We start from the raw sequence: 12,444 nt of genomic DNA, 5'->3' as shown, positions 1-12,444 counted from the left end.
GTCATACCCGATCAAGTGGACAGCGAGAGCCCACATGAGGTCCCGATCAGCCTCAGGTGTTCACCGTGGGGTGCGGCTCGACGGCCGTCGGTTCCGTGACGGAGGGCAGCCGCGTCAGCGGCATTCACGGAACCGACGACGGTCGCCGCTCAGCTCCCGAAATGCTCCTGCAGCGCCTTGATCCCGCCCGCGTACACCCCACCGGCGAAGGTCTTGGTGAGCCCTTCCTCGTCCGCCCCCTCGGCGTCGTACTCCGACCACCACTCCACAAAGGTCTGGCCGGTGTCGGTCACCGGTGCCAGGCGCGCGGTCGAGATGTACCGGCGCACCGCGAACGGGCTCTCGAGGATCTGGTAGGTGAAGGTGTGGTCGCCGTCGTCGAGGGTCACGAGCTTCTCGACGACCTCTCCCCCGCCACCCAGCGTCAGGCGGCGCACAGCTCCCACCTCGGTGCCGGACGCGCCGGAGTCCAGGGAGCTCTTCTCGATGCCGGAGTGCCAGGAAGGCATCCCGCTGAAGTCGCGGATCAGAGCCCAGACCTCCTCGACGGAGGCGGGGACGACACCACTGGCGTACGGGCGGGGCATGAGGGTCTCCTAGCGTGTGAGACGGGTCTTGAACGCGCGGGTCTGGTCGGTGAGGGCTTTCTCGGTGGGCAGTCGTTCCATGGACGAGGCGCCGTAGAAGCCGTGGCAGTGCAACGTCTGGTCGAGGACGTGGGCGGCGTCGTCGGGCATCGCGATCGGGCCGCCGTGGCAGAGCACCAGCACATCCTCGCGCACCTCGCGGGCCGCGGCGGCCCACTCGTCGATCAGCTCCACGCAGTCGTCCAGTGACTTCGCGGTCTCTGCGCCGATCGAACCGCCGGTGGTGAGGCCCATGTGGCAGACGATGATGTCGGCGCCGGCGCGGGTCATGGCGCGGGCGTCGTCGGCGGAGAAGACGTAGGGCGTGGTGAGCAGGTCGGCGGCACGGGCGGCGGCGACGAGGTCGACCTCCAGGCCGTAGCCCATCCCCGTCTCCTCGAGGTTCGCGCGGAACACCCCGTCGATGAGCCCGACGGTCGGGAAGTTCTGGATCCCGGCGAAGCCGAGGTCGGTCAACTCGCGCAGGAACCGGTCGGTGATCATGAACGGGTCGGTGCCGTTGACGCCCGCGAGCACCGGGGTGTGCTCGACGACGGGCAGCACCTCCGCTGCCATCTCGACCACGATCTCGTTGGCGTTGCCGTAGGCGAGCAGGCCGGCGAGGGAACCGCGGCCTGCCATGCGGTAGCGGCCGGAGTTGTAGATGACGATGAGGTCGATGCCGCCGGCCTCCTCGCACTTCGCCGAGAGTCCGGTGCCCGCCCCGCCGCCGACGATCGGCTCGCCGCGCCGGGCCATGTCCTGGAACTTCTCGACGAGCTCCGCACGGACGAAGCGGGTCACCGCTGCACCTCCTGCCACGCGCTGACCAGCGCGTCGGCGAACTCGGGGTCGTTGATGTGGTACTTCAGGCGGACGAGCCGCCGCTGGTCGGTCTGCTTCACCTCGGCCTCGAGCGTGGCGAACAGCGCCTCGTCGGCCTCGGGGTTCCAGAACGGCAGCGTCGGCGCGTCGAGCGCGGAGACCCCGCCGGTCGGCAGCAGGAACCGCACCGGCCCCTCGCACGCGTTGAGCTTTCGTGCCAGGAACCGGGCGATCTCGACACACTCCTCCGGCGTGGTCCGCATGAGCGTGACCTGCGGGTTGTGCTCGTAGAAGGTGCGGTCGGCGAACTGCTCCGGGACGCTGGAGGGAGCACCGAAGTTGACCATGTCGAGCGCCCCGCACGAGCCGACGTACGGGACGCGGGTGCGCGCGATCGCGTCGAGCCGGTCCTCCGTCGCCGCCATCACCCCGCCCACGATCAGATCGCACACCTCCGTGGTGCTGATGTCGAGTACCGAACTGACGAGCCCGTCGGCCACCAACTTCTCCATGGCGCGCCCGCCGGTGCCGGTGGCGTGGAAGACGAGCGGGTCGACGGCGTCTCCGAGCCGTTCGATCACGGCTGTGACGCACGGGGTGGTGACGCCGAACATCGTCAGCCCGACCGCAGGCCGGTCCTCGGCTTCGGGGATCTCGTTCGAGACGATGCCGGCGAGCGCGTGCGCAGCGTTGCCGATGACGCGGCGGGAGATGTGGTTGAGGCCCGCGACGTCGGTGACGGAGTACCACATCGCGATGTCGGAGGCGCCGACGTACGGAGCGACGTTCCCCGACGCCACCGTCGACACCATGATCTTCCCGACCCCGACCGGCAACGCCTGCATCGCGGGGGTGATCAGCGCCGTCCCACCGGACCCGCCGAGGCCGAGCACGCCGGCCACGTCGGAACGCGAGCCGATGAACCGCACCAGCGCCTCCGCCATGGCGCTGACGGCCGTGCCGCGGTCACCGGTGAAGACGGCCCCGGCACCGCCGGGGTGATGGGTCGCCACCTCCTCTGCGGAGACGTCTGCCGCCGACCCACCGCGCTGGGTCGACACGTCGACGGTGACCGCTTCCGCCCCGGCGGCCCGTAGCCGTTCGGCGGCGTACTGAAGCTCCGCGCCCTTTGTGTCGAAGGTGCCGATCACGTACGCCTGCGCCATGCGATCGTTCTAGCGCATCCGCCGCTGTTCGGCTGGCCACGCGCCCGGATCGGGCGTCGAACGACACGGCCTCCTGGCGCTGACGAGGCAGAACACGCCGGCAAATCGGCGACTCGCCCGGGTGTCGGGCGTCCTCGCAGACCGGGTGTGCTCCTCGCAGAGCCCACAGCACCTGCGACGAGCCCACGCCCTCTGCGAAGAGCGCCGGGGCCCCGCGCAGCGCGGGCGAGGCTCCCGGAGGCGTGCGCGGCTCGCGCTGGCGCGGCCCCGTTCCGCGCTGACGAAGCAGAGTCGGGCGACTCGCGCACACAAATCGGGCGACTCGCGGGGCGCGGAGCGTCCTCGCAGACCGGGTGTGCTCCTCGCAGCGCCCACAGCATCTGCGACGAGCCCACGCCCTCTGCGAGGAACGCCTGGGCGGAACGGCGCAGGCGGGGCGTCTGGAGCCGCACACCGAACGGGCGACTCGCGGGCCGGAAACGGGCGACTCGCGGGGCCGGGGCGGGCGACTCGCGCACCCGGGGCGAGCGACTCGCGGGGGCGGAACGGGCGACTCGCCGGGCGGGGCGGGGGGCTTGTGGGGCGGGCGATGAGTTTGGGGGCGGGGGGTGGTCGGAGGTGCGTACGCCGATTCCTGGAGGACTGTTGAGCACCATCTCGCCCATGATCGTCACACCCGACGTCGAACCGCTGCTCCGCTTCTACACCGGCCTGTTCGGCGCCGAGCAGGCCGAGCGCTACCCCGAGGAGGGGGCGGTGTTCTTCGTCGGTCTGCGGATCGGGGACTCCCATCTCGGCCTCGTGTCCGACGCCGCCGTCGACACGACCGTCCCGCAGCGCCTGCTGCTCAGCATCGACGTCGACGACGTGGAGAAGCTGTTGGAACGCGTGGAGGAGCTCGGGGGGCAGGTTCTCGGGCCGGCCAACGACATGCCGTGGGGGCAGCGCGTTGCGCACGTGAAGGATCCGGACGGCAACGCGATCAACCTCACGCAGCCGGTCGGGTAGCGAGCCGGCGACACGGCGTGGCGGAGCGTGGCCCTTTCGCCCGACCTCGGGGCAGGATGTGGTGTGACCACCTCGACGCGACCGACGCGCACCGGCCTCGATCTCGACTGGGTCGACGCGGGAACCCGCCCTCAGGATGACCTGTTCCAGCACGTCAACGGCCAGTGGCTCCGCACCCACGAGATACCCGACGACCGGTCACAGGACGGCGCGTTCTACGCGCTGCGTGACCGCGCCGAGGAGGATGTGCGGGCCATCGTCGAGGACGCGGGGACGCTGCCGGGCGGCGACGCCCGCAAGATCGCCGATCTCTACGCCTCGTTCATGGACGTCGACCGCATCGAGGCTGCCGGGGTCGAGCCGCTGCGCCCGTTGCTCGACGAGGTGGCGGGTGCGGCGGACCGCGCGGCGTTGGCGGCCGTTCTCGGGCGGCGGCAGCGCGAGGGGCGCGTGTCGCTGTTCGGGTCGTTCGTGAGCACCGACGCCAAGGACTCGTCGCGCTACCTCGTGCACCTGTCGCAGTCCGGACTCGGCCTGCCCGACGAGGCGTACTACCGCGAGGACTCCTACGCCGAGATCCGCACCGCGTACGTCGAGCACCTCGCCCGGCTCGCGGAGCTGGTCGGCCTGCCCGATCCCGCCGCGCTCGCGGCCACGGTGATGGAGCTGGAGACGGCGATCGCGGCGGTCTCCTGGGACCGCGTCACCAACCGCGACGCAGAGAAGACCTACACCCTGATGACGTTCGCGCAGCTGCGCGAGCACGCGCCCGACTTCGACTGGGACCCGTGGCTCGACGCACTCGGCGCGCCCGCGGGGACGTTCGACGAGGTGGTGGTCCGCCAGCCGAGCTTCCTCGCCGCTGCCGCGCAGCTCTGGGCGGAGCGCCCGCTGGAGCAGTGGCAGGCGTGGCTCGCGATCCGCACCGCGTCGGCCTGCGCCGACTACCTGAACGAGGCCGTCGTCGAGGAGGACTTCGCCTTCTACGGCCGCACCCTCTCGGGCACGCCCCAGCTGCGCGAGCGGTGGAAGCGCGGGGTCGGGCTCGTGGAGGGCGCGCTCGGCGAGGCCGTGGGCAGGCTCTACGTCGAGCGGCACTTCCCGGCGTCGGCGAAGGAGCGGATGGTCACGCTCGTCGCGAACCTCGTGGAGGCCTACCGGCAGAGCATCAGCGAGCTCGACTGGATGAGCCCCGCCACCCGTGAGCGCGCGCTGGCGAAGCTGGAGCGCTTCACGCCGAAGATCGGCTACCCGGACGAGTGGAAGGACTACTCGGCCCTGGAGATCGCGGCCGACGACCTGCTCGGCAACGTCCTGCGGGCCGGCGCCTGGGGCACCGACTTCGAGCTCGCGAAGATCGGCAGGCCGGTGGACCGCAAGGAGTGGTTCATGACGCCACAGACGGTCAACGCCTACTACCACCCGCGCATGAACGAGATCGTCTTCCCGGCCGCGATCCTGCAGCCGCCGTTCTTCGACCCCGAAGCCGACGACGCCGCGAACTACGGCGGCATCGGCGCGGTGATCGGCCACGAGATCGGCCACGGCTTCGACGACCAGGGCTCGAAGTACGACGGCGACGGCAACATGACCGACTGGTGGGAGCCCGCCGACCGCACCGAGTTCGAGCGCCGCTCCGAGGCCCTGATCGCGCAGTACAGCGCGCTGTCGCCGATCGGGCTGACCGACCACAAGGTCAACGGCGCGCTCACCGTCGGCGAGAACATCGGCGACCTCGGCGGCCTCACGATCGCGGTGAAGGCCTACAAGATCGCGCTCGACGGCAAGGAGGCCCCCGTGCTCGACGGCCTCACGGGCCTGCAGCGCGTGCTGATCGGCTGGGCTCAGGTGTGGCGGGCGGTCACCCGCGAGGCGGAGGCCGTCCGCCGGCTGGCCATCGACCCGCACTCCCCGCCGGACCTGCGCTGCAACGCCGTCGTCACCAACCTCGACGCCTTCCACGAGGCGTTCGACGTGCAGGAGTCCGACGCCCTGTACACGCCCCCGGACCAGCGGGTACGCATCTGGTGAGCCCGTGGGCGGTCGTGGATCAGAACGAGACGACCGCCGTGGCGTAGGCGTCGACCGTGATCTCCGCGCCGGCGAACCGGGAACTCGACGGTTCGCCGGCGCCGGTCGTCGCGCTGACCTGATCGACCTGACCCTGCGATTCATCGCCCATCGCGACGGTGACCGGGGTGGCGGTCTTGTTCACCAGCAGAAGCTTGCGGGCGCCGCCCGCGGTGAGGAAGCCCTGCGCGTGGATCCTCGGGTCGGGGAAGCCGGGCATGCCCGCGTCGGTGGCGACGAGCGAGTCGCCCGGGGCGAAATGGGCGAGCAGCAATGCGAGTGCCCGGTAGCGGGCGTTCGGTGCGCCGCTCTCCCAGTCGATCAGGGTCGTTCCGGGGATCATGCCCGGGTAGTCCATGAACTCGGCGATGCCGACGAGATCGACATTCAAGGCCACCAGTCGGGCCCAGAGGTACGACTGGAGCGACGCGCTGAGGGCCCAGTACTCCTCGGGAATGTCGGGCACCGGGTTCATGATGTCGGCGGGAAAGCTGCCCAGCTCATTGACGAACGTCCTGGTGTGGGGAGCGAGCCTGCGGCGGATCGACTCGATGAACCGCACATGGTCGAGGAACCACTCCGCCTGTGCGAAGAAGATGTCGCGCCAGTGCGCGTAGGGCGCGTTGCCCGCGTCGGAGAACGGGTTGAGGATCTCGGGCGAGGCGTAGAAGTGGTAGGAGAACGCGTCCAGCGGGATGCCGTCCGCATGGTTGGCCGGGTCGAGGAAGCTCCAGAAGTACTCGGGCTCGTGGTGCACGTGGCTCAGCGACAGCCCGACGAACCGCATCTCGGGATCGAGTGGCCGGATCCGTTCCACGATCGCGTCATAGAGCTTCGTGTACAGCTCCGGCGACATCCGGTGACCGAGGTCGGGCTCACACAGCACCTCCCAGTAGGCGAAGCGGTACCGGTGGCCCGACTCGTGCCGGACGCCGTGCTCGTCGACGAATCCGCCCGCGATGTACCAGGAGGCGAGGCGGTAGAAGTAGTCCGCCACCTCGGTGAGAGAGGGATCCCGCAGCTCGGTGCCCTGCTCGTAGTCCCACTGGATCGCGTCGGGGTCCGGCACGGGCACCTGGTCCGGGGTGACGAACATCCAGGCGGGGATCGTGGCGAAGTTCGCCACGACCGGTCGTCCCCCAGCGGCGTCCATGAAGTCCTCGACGACCGGGTCGAGCAACGTGAAGTTCCACGACGTGCCGGTGGCGGTCGGCGGGGTGGGGGCGGGCACCGCGACGTGCGGGTGGGAGTACCAGGGGAGGAAGCGGACGAGATCGGCCTCCAGCGTCCGGAGCGCCTCGAACGCCTTGTCGTGGATCGGTGAGCCACGGCGCAGCGGCGGCGCGGTCCACAGGTGCGTGGTCAGGGTCGTCCGCGACGTTCCCGTGATCGACTCCCAGTCGACGTGCACCGCGACGGGCGGCGCGCCGGTTACCTGGTCGGTCGTCATGTCATCTCTCCTCGGGCTGGCGGGGACCGCGGCCGACCGCCGGCAGGATCGCCTGGTCGACGATCGCCTCCCGGATCCGTTCGTCGGGCAGCTCGCCGGTGTCGATCTGGTGCTTGATCACGAGCGCCTCGCCGATGTCGGCGACGACCGACGTGATGAGACGGCCGTCGAGCTCGCCTCGTGCGGCGTAGTGCTCGAGGACGGTGCGGGTGAACCGCCCGCCGTGGGTGTCGAAGACGCGGCTGTACAGGGCCTCGACGAGATCGGGCCTGCGCCTGCGCTCGGCGAGGATGGCCGCCACCGCGGGTGCGGTCGGGCCGCCGAGCCACCCGGTGAGCTGCTCCAGCGCCCGCAGCAGATCGGCCCGCAGGTTCCCGCCGGCCGGGGTCGGCACCTCGACGGGATGGGCGTGGCTCAATGCGTCGAGCAGCAGGTCCTCGACGGAGGGCCAGTGCCGGTACAGCGACGTCTTCGCGACCCCGGCGCGCCGGGCGACGCCTTCCACGGCGAGCCGGCCGAGGCCCGTCTCGGTGATCTCGGCCAGCACCGCGGCATGACAGTCCAGAACCAGCTGCTCGGCGGTACGGCGGCTCCGGTCCGCTGCGCCCCCTCTTGCCATGCGAGCAAGATAGCTACAACTCCGTAGCTACGCAACCGTGTCTAGATTCCGACCTCCGTGGGGCGCCTCACGGGGGCGGCCGGACCACGCCGCCGCAGGTAGGCTCGCCGCCGAGAGATGCCCGAGGTTGGGACAGAGGGGGAACGATGCAGACCCGAGTGGCCTACGGCGACGCCGGCCTCCGGCTGGACCTGCCCGACGGGGCCACGGTGGTCACCCCGAGCCAGAAGCAGGCGGCCGCCGACCCGCGGGAGACGCTCCGCACGGCGCTGCGCAAGCCGGTGGCCGGGCCTCCGCTGCGGGAGCGCGTCTCCCCCGGCCAGACGGTGGCCATCTCCGCGTGCGACATCACCCGCCCGCAGCCGCGGCACCTGATGATCCCCGCACTGCTCGAGGAGATGGACGGGATCATCGACCTCGACGACGTCGTCGTCCTCGTCGCCACCGGCACTCACCGCGCCAACACCCCCGACGAGCTGCGGGCGATGTTCGGCGACGAGGTCGTCGACTCCGTCCGGATCGTCAACCACGACTCCCGGGCCATGGACACGATGGTGTGGCGCGGGACGTTCGGGCGCGACGTGCCCGTCTGGCTCAACCGCGAGTGGACCGAGGCGGACGTCCGGATCACCACGGGGTTCGTCGAGCCGCACTTCTTCGCCGGCTTCTCGGGTGGCCCGAAGCTCGTGGCTCCGGGGCTCGCGGCACTCGACACGGTGCTCGTCCTCCACGACGCCACCCGCATCGGCGACCCCCGCGCCACCTGGGGGATCACCCACGGCAACCCCGTGCACGACGACGTGCGCACCATCGCCGAGGCCACCGGCGTGACGTTCGCGCTGGACGTCGTGCTCAACGACGAGCAGGCGATCGTCGAGGCGTTCGGCGGCGACATCCTCCCGATGCACGAGGCGGCCACCGCATTCGCCAAGGACGTCGCCATGCAGCCGGTGGACGGCCGGTTCGACGTGGTGGTGACGACCGGCTCGGGCTACCCCCTCGACCAGAACCTGTACCAGTCGGTGAAGGGCATGTCGGCCGCGTACCAGGTGGTCCGCCACGGCGGGATGATCGTCTGCGCCGCGGAGTGCCGCGACGGCTTCCCCGACCACGGTTCCTACCGCGAGTCCCTGACGTCGGGCGCGTCGCCGGAGCAGATGCTGGCGGAGATCGCCGGCCGCGACCACACGATCCCCGACCAGTGGCAGATCCAGATCCAGGCCCGGATCCAGTCCGACTCGCGCGTGGTCATGCACACCTCGTACCTGTCCGACGCCGACCTCGCCGCGGCCCACCTCGAGCAGACCGACGACATCGTCGCCACGGTCGAGAAGGCCATGCGGGAGGCCGGCTCCGCGGCCCGGCTGTGCGTGCTGCCCGAGGGGCCGCAGACCGTGCCCTACGTGGCGGGCGAGCTGCCCTGAGGGCCGTCGCCGGTCATCATGCGCTCCCGCGGCCGGCCAGGATCGCTGGTACGCGATCACGGCCGGTCAGCTCCCCGACGATCGCCGGGGACAGGCGTTCCAGCAGCCGGTAGACCGTGGCGTGGTCGGCGTCGAGATGGCGATGATGGATCGGCTCGTGATGCATGATCCGGTTGCGCAGCACGAGGACGTTCCGCAGATCCTCGTGCAGGTCGCGGCGAGCCGCCCCGGGGAACACGCGATGGAGGGCCGGCACCCACAGCGTCCGGTGGTAGGTGCTGCTGACCAACGAGATCCAGAACCCGAACGTCAGTTGCGCCACGAGATCGTCCGCGACCTCCGGCCTGCCCTGGAGCCGGACCAGCGCCCGTTTCGCCTCCGCGACCTTCCGCCTGCCGTTGTCGTCGAGAGGCGCCGAATACCACCAGTCCGACCGGCGGAACATCGCGCAGAGAACGGGGTGCAGTGCATTGCGCAATGCCAGTTCGAGCCGGTTGAGCGGCACCACGAACGCGGCCGCCACCTCGAGGTTCCACCACTCCAGTTCGACCGCTGCACCGGCGTCGCCGCTGGTGGCGGCCAGGTACGGCGTGAACCTCTGTCGTGACAGAACCGCGTCGACCCAGGCAGGAGGTTCGCTGCTCAGCGCGTCCTCCCGCTTTCCGGTTCGGCACTGCGTGCCGTGCTAGCATTCTTCACGTAAGCCCCGGGTCGCCCCTGCTTCGGCATGCCGCTCGGGGCAAGCTTTTTCTCCGGGCACCCCTCGCGACGCCAGACCGTAGCGCAGCAGCCGCGCCCGTTCCGGCCGCGCCGCCCTCCCCACCGCACACACCCGAGCGACTACGCTGCGTTCGTCGATCCGAAGGGGTGGGACGATCAGCGGCACCGAGACCTGGACCAGTGACGAGTGCGCGCAGGCCTGGGGCGTGAAGACGGCGACCTGGTCGGGATACGTCTCCCGCGGGCAGGCACCGCAGCCCCTCGACGGGTACGACGAGCAGGGCAGGCGGCGCTGGGACGCCGATGAGGTCCGGCGGTTCCCCCGCCCCGGCGTCGGGCGGTCCCGCTCCGGCGCGGGTCCGGAGGCGGAGGCGTTGCTGGCGGAGATGCGCGAGGTCGCCGAGCGGATCGAGGAACTGCGGACCCGGCAGCGCGAACTGCTCGCCACGGGCAAGCGGCAGGGCCTCGAGGTGCTCGCGATGTCGCGCGCACTCGGGATCTCGCGCCAGACCGCCACCAACTGGCTCGACGGAGCCTGACGGCGCGGCGCGCGGCGCCGCCGGAAATCGATCGCTTCCGCCCGGTGCGCTCCTTACTCTCCTGCACATGTCCGCCGGCACCCTCCTCGTCGCAGAGCCCGCTGCTCTGCCGGTGCCGGCCGTCCTCTCCTCGGCTGCAGCAGCAGGCACCCGACGCTGACCCCTCTCCGTCCCACCTCCGGAGAACCAGCGGAGGGGGGTGGCTCACGCGTACGCGCGGTTCTCGCCGTCACTGTCCACAGAGGACGAAAGTCATGACCGAGCACGTCAGCCAGCACCGCAAGCCGCACCTCAACATCGGAACGATGGGTCACGTCGACCACGGCAAGACCACCCTCACCGCCGCGATCACCCGCGTGCTCGCCGACCGGGGGCTGGCCAGGGCCGTCCCGTTCGACGGCATCGACCGGGCTCCCGAGGAGCGCGACCGCGGCATCACCATCAACATCGCCCACGTCGAGTACGAGACCGCCACCCGGCACTACGCCCACATCGACATGCCGGGCCACGCCGACTACGTGAAGAACATGATCACCGGCGCCGCCCAGATCGACGGGGCGGTGCTGGTGGTCTCCGCGCAGGACGGGGCGATGCCCCAGACGCGCGAGCACGTGGTGCTGGCCCGCCAGGTGGGCGTCGAGCACATCGTGGTCGCGCTGAACAAGTCCGACATGATCGACGACCCCGAACTGCTCGACCTCGTGGAGCTGGAGCTGCGGGACCTGCTGGCGGAGTACGGGTTCCCCGCCGAGGAGATCCCGGTGGTCAGGGTGTCGGCGCTGCGGGCACTCGACGGCGACCCGCGGTGGGTCGCGCGGATCGACGACCTGCTCGCCGCGATCGACGCGTACGTGCCGGTTCCGGCGCGGGTGGTCGACGCGCCGTTCCTGATGCCGATCGAGAACGTCCTGACCATCACGGGCCGCGGCACGGTGGTGACGGGCGTGGTGGCGCAGGGCGCGATCCGGCTGCGCGACGAGGTCGACGTGGTCGGGCTGGACGACGGACTGCGCGGTGTGGTCGTGACCGGGCTGGAGACGTTCGGCCGGGCCATGGACGTCGCCGAGGCCGGTGACAACACGGCCATGCTGCTGCGCGGCGTGCAACGCAGCGACGTCCGGCGCGGGCAGGTGATCAGCACCCCGGGCGCGATCCGGCCGCACACGCGGTTCCGTGCGGTGGTCCGCGTGCTCACCGCGGCGGAGGGAGGCCGCAGCAGGCCGTTCGCCACCGGGTACCGCCCGCAGTTCCACTTCCGGACGACGGACGTGGTCGGCGTCGTGGCGCTCGGCGCGACCGCCACGGCGCTGCCCGGCGACGCCGTCGAGATGACGGTCGAGCTCGGCAGGTCCGTCGCGATGACCGAGGGACTCGGCTTCGCCGTCCGCGAGGGCGGCCGGACCGTCGGAGCGGGCACGGTCGTCGAACTGCTCACCTGATCCTGACCGGTCTGAAACGGGCCCCGCGCGGTCGACGACCGCGCGGGGCCCGGTCGTCCGGTCAGGGCTTCGGAGCGACGCCGTCCGGCTCGTCGTGCCAGGCCGGCAGCACCAGCGCGTCCTGCATCCGGCGCAGCTCGTCGCGGTGCACGGTGCTGAGGAGGCTCAGGATCCGCTCGCCGTGGGCGGTCAACACCACGCGCACGGCACGTGCGTCCTCCGGGTGGGCCGCCCGCTCCACGAGCACCTCCGCCTGTGCCCGGTTGACCAGCTCGACCACGCTGTGGTGGCGCAGCTGGAGCCGATCCGCGAGCTCCCGCACCGTCGCCCACTCCCGTCCGGGGAAGCCCTTGAGTGCCAGCAGCAGGTGGTACTGCTGCGGGGTGAAACCGTGCCTGCGCACCGTCTCCTCGCTGAAGCGCAGGTAGCGCCGGATTCCGAACCGGAACCGGGCCAGCGCCTCGAAGTCCTGTTTCGTCAGGGGCTCCACGGGTGCCTGTCCGTCCTCACGATCTGCCACCGATCAACTGTATCGTGTTACGATAAAACTGTCCGCTG

The 12,444-nt window shown here is 70.9% G+C and carries 12 protein-coding genes; 5 read left to right on the top strand and 7 right to left on the bottom strand.

Annotated features, from left to right (window positions below; translation table 11 throughout):
• Window positions 1–149 precede the first annotated feature (149 nt).
• Genes AC5L35_RS18715 through AC5L35_RS18705 form a run of 3 tightly spaced genes read right to left on the bottom strand, consistent with a single transcriptional unit; the run spans window position 150 to window position 2,617 of the window.
• Entirely contained in the window at window positions 150–587 is a 438-nt protein-coding gene (locus AC5L35_RS18715; protein ID WP_495060932.1) for an SRPBCC family protein, read from the bottom strand.
• Window positions 588–596: 9 nt separating this feature from the next.
• Window positions 597–1,430 carry a phosphoenolpyruvate hydrolase family protein gene (locus AC5L35_RS18710; RefSeq protein ID WP_495060931.1) on the bottom strand — a complete coding sequence of 278 codons (834 nt, stop codon included), beginning with the start codon at window positions 1,428–1,430 and terminating at the stop codon, window positions 597–599.
• Window positions 1,427–2,617, bottom strand: a complete 1,191-nt coding sequence (locus AC5L35_RS18705) for a Tm-1-like ATP-binding domain-containing protein (RefSeq protein ID WP_495060930.1) — start codon at window positions 2,615–2,617, stop codon at window positions 1,427–1,429. The genes AC5L35_RS18710 and AC5L35_RS18705 overlap by 4 nt, the downstream gene beginning before the upstream one ends.
• Before the next feature lie 663 nt (window positions 2,618–3,280).
• Between AC5L35_RS18705 and AC5L35_RS18700 the strand changes: the two genes are divergently transcribed.
• Both AC5L35_RS18700 and AC5L35_RS18695 read left to right on the top strand, forming a co-directional pair.
• Window positions 3,281–3,625 carry a VOC family protein gene (locus tag AC5L35_RS18700; protein ID WP_495060929.1) on the top strand — a complete coding sequence of 115 codons (345 nt, stop codon included), beginning with the start codon at window positions 3,281–3,283 and terminating at the stop codon, window positions 3,623–3,625.
• A gap of 63 nt (window positions 3,626–3,688) precedes the next feature.
• Entirely contained in the window at window positions 3,689–5,656 is a 1,968-nt protein-coding gene (locus AC5L35_RS18695; RefSeq protein ID WP_495060928.1) for a M13 family metallopeptidase, read from the top strand.
• A gap of 19 nt (window positions 5,657–5,675) precedes the next feature.
• Here the strand turns inward: AC5L35_RS18695 and AC5L35_RS18690 are convergent, their stop codons facing one another.
• Window positions 5,676–7,145 (bottom strand): hypothetical protein, encoded by a 1,470-nt coding sequence (locus AC5L35_RS18690; RefSeq protein WP_495060927.1) that lies wholly within the window; start codon window positions 7,143–7,145, stop codon window positions 5,676–5,678.
• Window position 7,146: 1 nt separating this feature from the next.
• On the bottom strand, window positions 7,147–7,764 hold the full coding sequence (locus tag AC5L35_RS18685) for a TetR/AcrR family transcriptional regulator (protein ID WP_495060926.1): 618 nt from the start codon (window positions 7,762–7,764) through the stop codon (window positions 7,147–7,149).
• A gap of 146 nt (window positions 7,765–7,910) precedes the next feature.
• On the opposite strand from AC5L35_RS18685, the gene larA reads away from it, so the two are divergent.
• Window positions 7,911–9,188, top strand: a complete 1,278-nt coding sequence (gene larA / locus AC5L35_RS18680; protein ID WP_495060925.1) for a nickel-dependent lactate racemase — start codon at window positions 7,911–7,913, stop codon at window positions 9,186–9,188.
• A 16-nt stretch (window positions 9,189–9,204) separates the two neighbouring features.
• Here the strand turns inward: larA and AC5L35_RS18675 are convergent, their stop codons facing one another.
• The gene (locus AC5L35_RS18675) at window positions 9,205–9,711 is read right to left on the bottom strand and encodes a hypothetical protein (RefSeq protein WP_495060924.1); all 507 of its coding nucleotides are present in this window, start codon (window positions 9,709–9,711) and stop codon (window positions 9,205–9,207) included.
• A gap of 403 nt (window positions 9,712–10,114) precedes the next feature.
• Between AC5L35_RS18675 and AC5L35_RS18670 the strand changes: the two genes are divergently transcribed.
• Window positions 10,115–10,447 (top strand): hypothetical protein, encoded by a 333-nt coding sequence (locus AC5L35_RS18670; RefSeq protein WP_495060923.1) that lies wholly within the window; start codon window positions 10,115–10,117, stop codon window positions 10,445–10,447.
• Between the two features lie 254 nt (window positions 10,448–10,701).
• Window positions 10,702–11,886, top strand: coding sequence for an elongation factor Tu (tuf, locus tag AC5L35_RS18665; RefSeq protein WP_495060922.1), 1,185 nt, complete (start codon window positions 10,702–10,704; stop codon window positions 11,884–11,886).
• A 61-nt stretch (window positions 11,887–11,947) separates the two neighbouring features.
• Here the strand turns inward: tuf and AC5L35_RS18660 are convergent, their stop codons facing one another.
• Complete coding sequence (locus AC5L35_RS18660) at window positions 11,948–12,406, bottom strand: MarR family winged helix-turn-helix transcriptional regulator (protein WP_495060921.1); 459 nt, start codon at window positions 12,404–12,406, stop codon at window positions 11,948–11,950.
• Window positions 12,407–12,444 lie beyond the last annotated feature (38 nt).

It is taken from the genome of Pseudonocardia sp. OZ21 (assembly GCF_059359135.1).
Note: the sequence above shows the minus strand (reverse complement) of the source record. Positions and strands in the feature narration are given on the sequence as shown.

What these genes read in the sequence shown, in the direction of transcription:
- larA (WP_495060925.1), top strand. Translation starts at nt 7,911, where the DNA reads ATGCAGACCCGAGTGGCCTACGGCGACGCCGGCCTCCGGCTGGACCTG.
- AC5L35_RS18705 (WP_495060930.1), bottom strand. Translation starts at nt 2,617, where the DNA reads ATGGCGCAGGCGTACGTGATCGGCACCTTCGACACAAAGGGCGCGGAG.
- tuf (WP_495060922.1), top strand. Translation starts at nt 10,702, where the DNA reads ATGACCGAGCACGTCAGCCAGCACCGCAAGCCGCACCTCAACATCGGA.
- AC5L35_RS18685 (WP_495060926.1), bottom strand. Translation starts at nt 7,764, where the DNA reads ATGGCAAGAGGGGGCGCAGCGGACCGGAGCCGCCGTACCGCCGAGCAG.
- AC5L35_RS18715 (WP_495060932.1), bottom strand. Translation starts at nt 587, where the DNA reads ATGCCCCGCCCGTACGCCAGTGGTGTCGTCCCCGCCTCCGTCGAGGAG.
- AC5L35_RS18690 (WP_495060927.1), bottom strand. Translation starts at nt 7,145, where the DNA reads ATGACGACCGACCAGGTAACCGGCGCGCCGCCCGTCGCGGTGCACGTC.
- AC5L35_RS18700 (WP_495060929.1), top strand. Translation starts at nt 3,281, where the DNA reads ATGATCGTCACACCCGACGTCGAACCGCTGCTCCGCTTCTACACCGGC.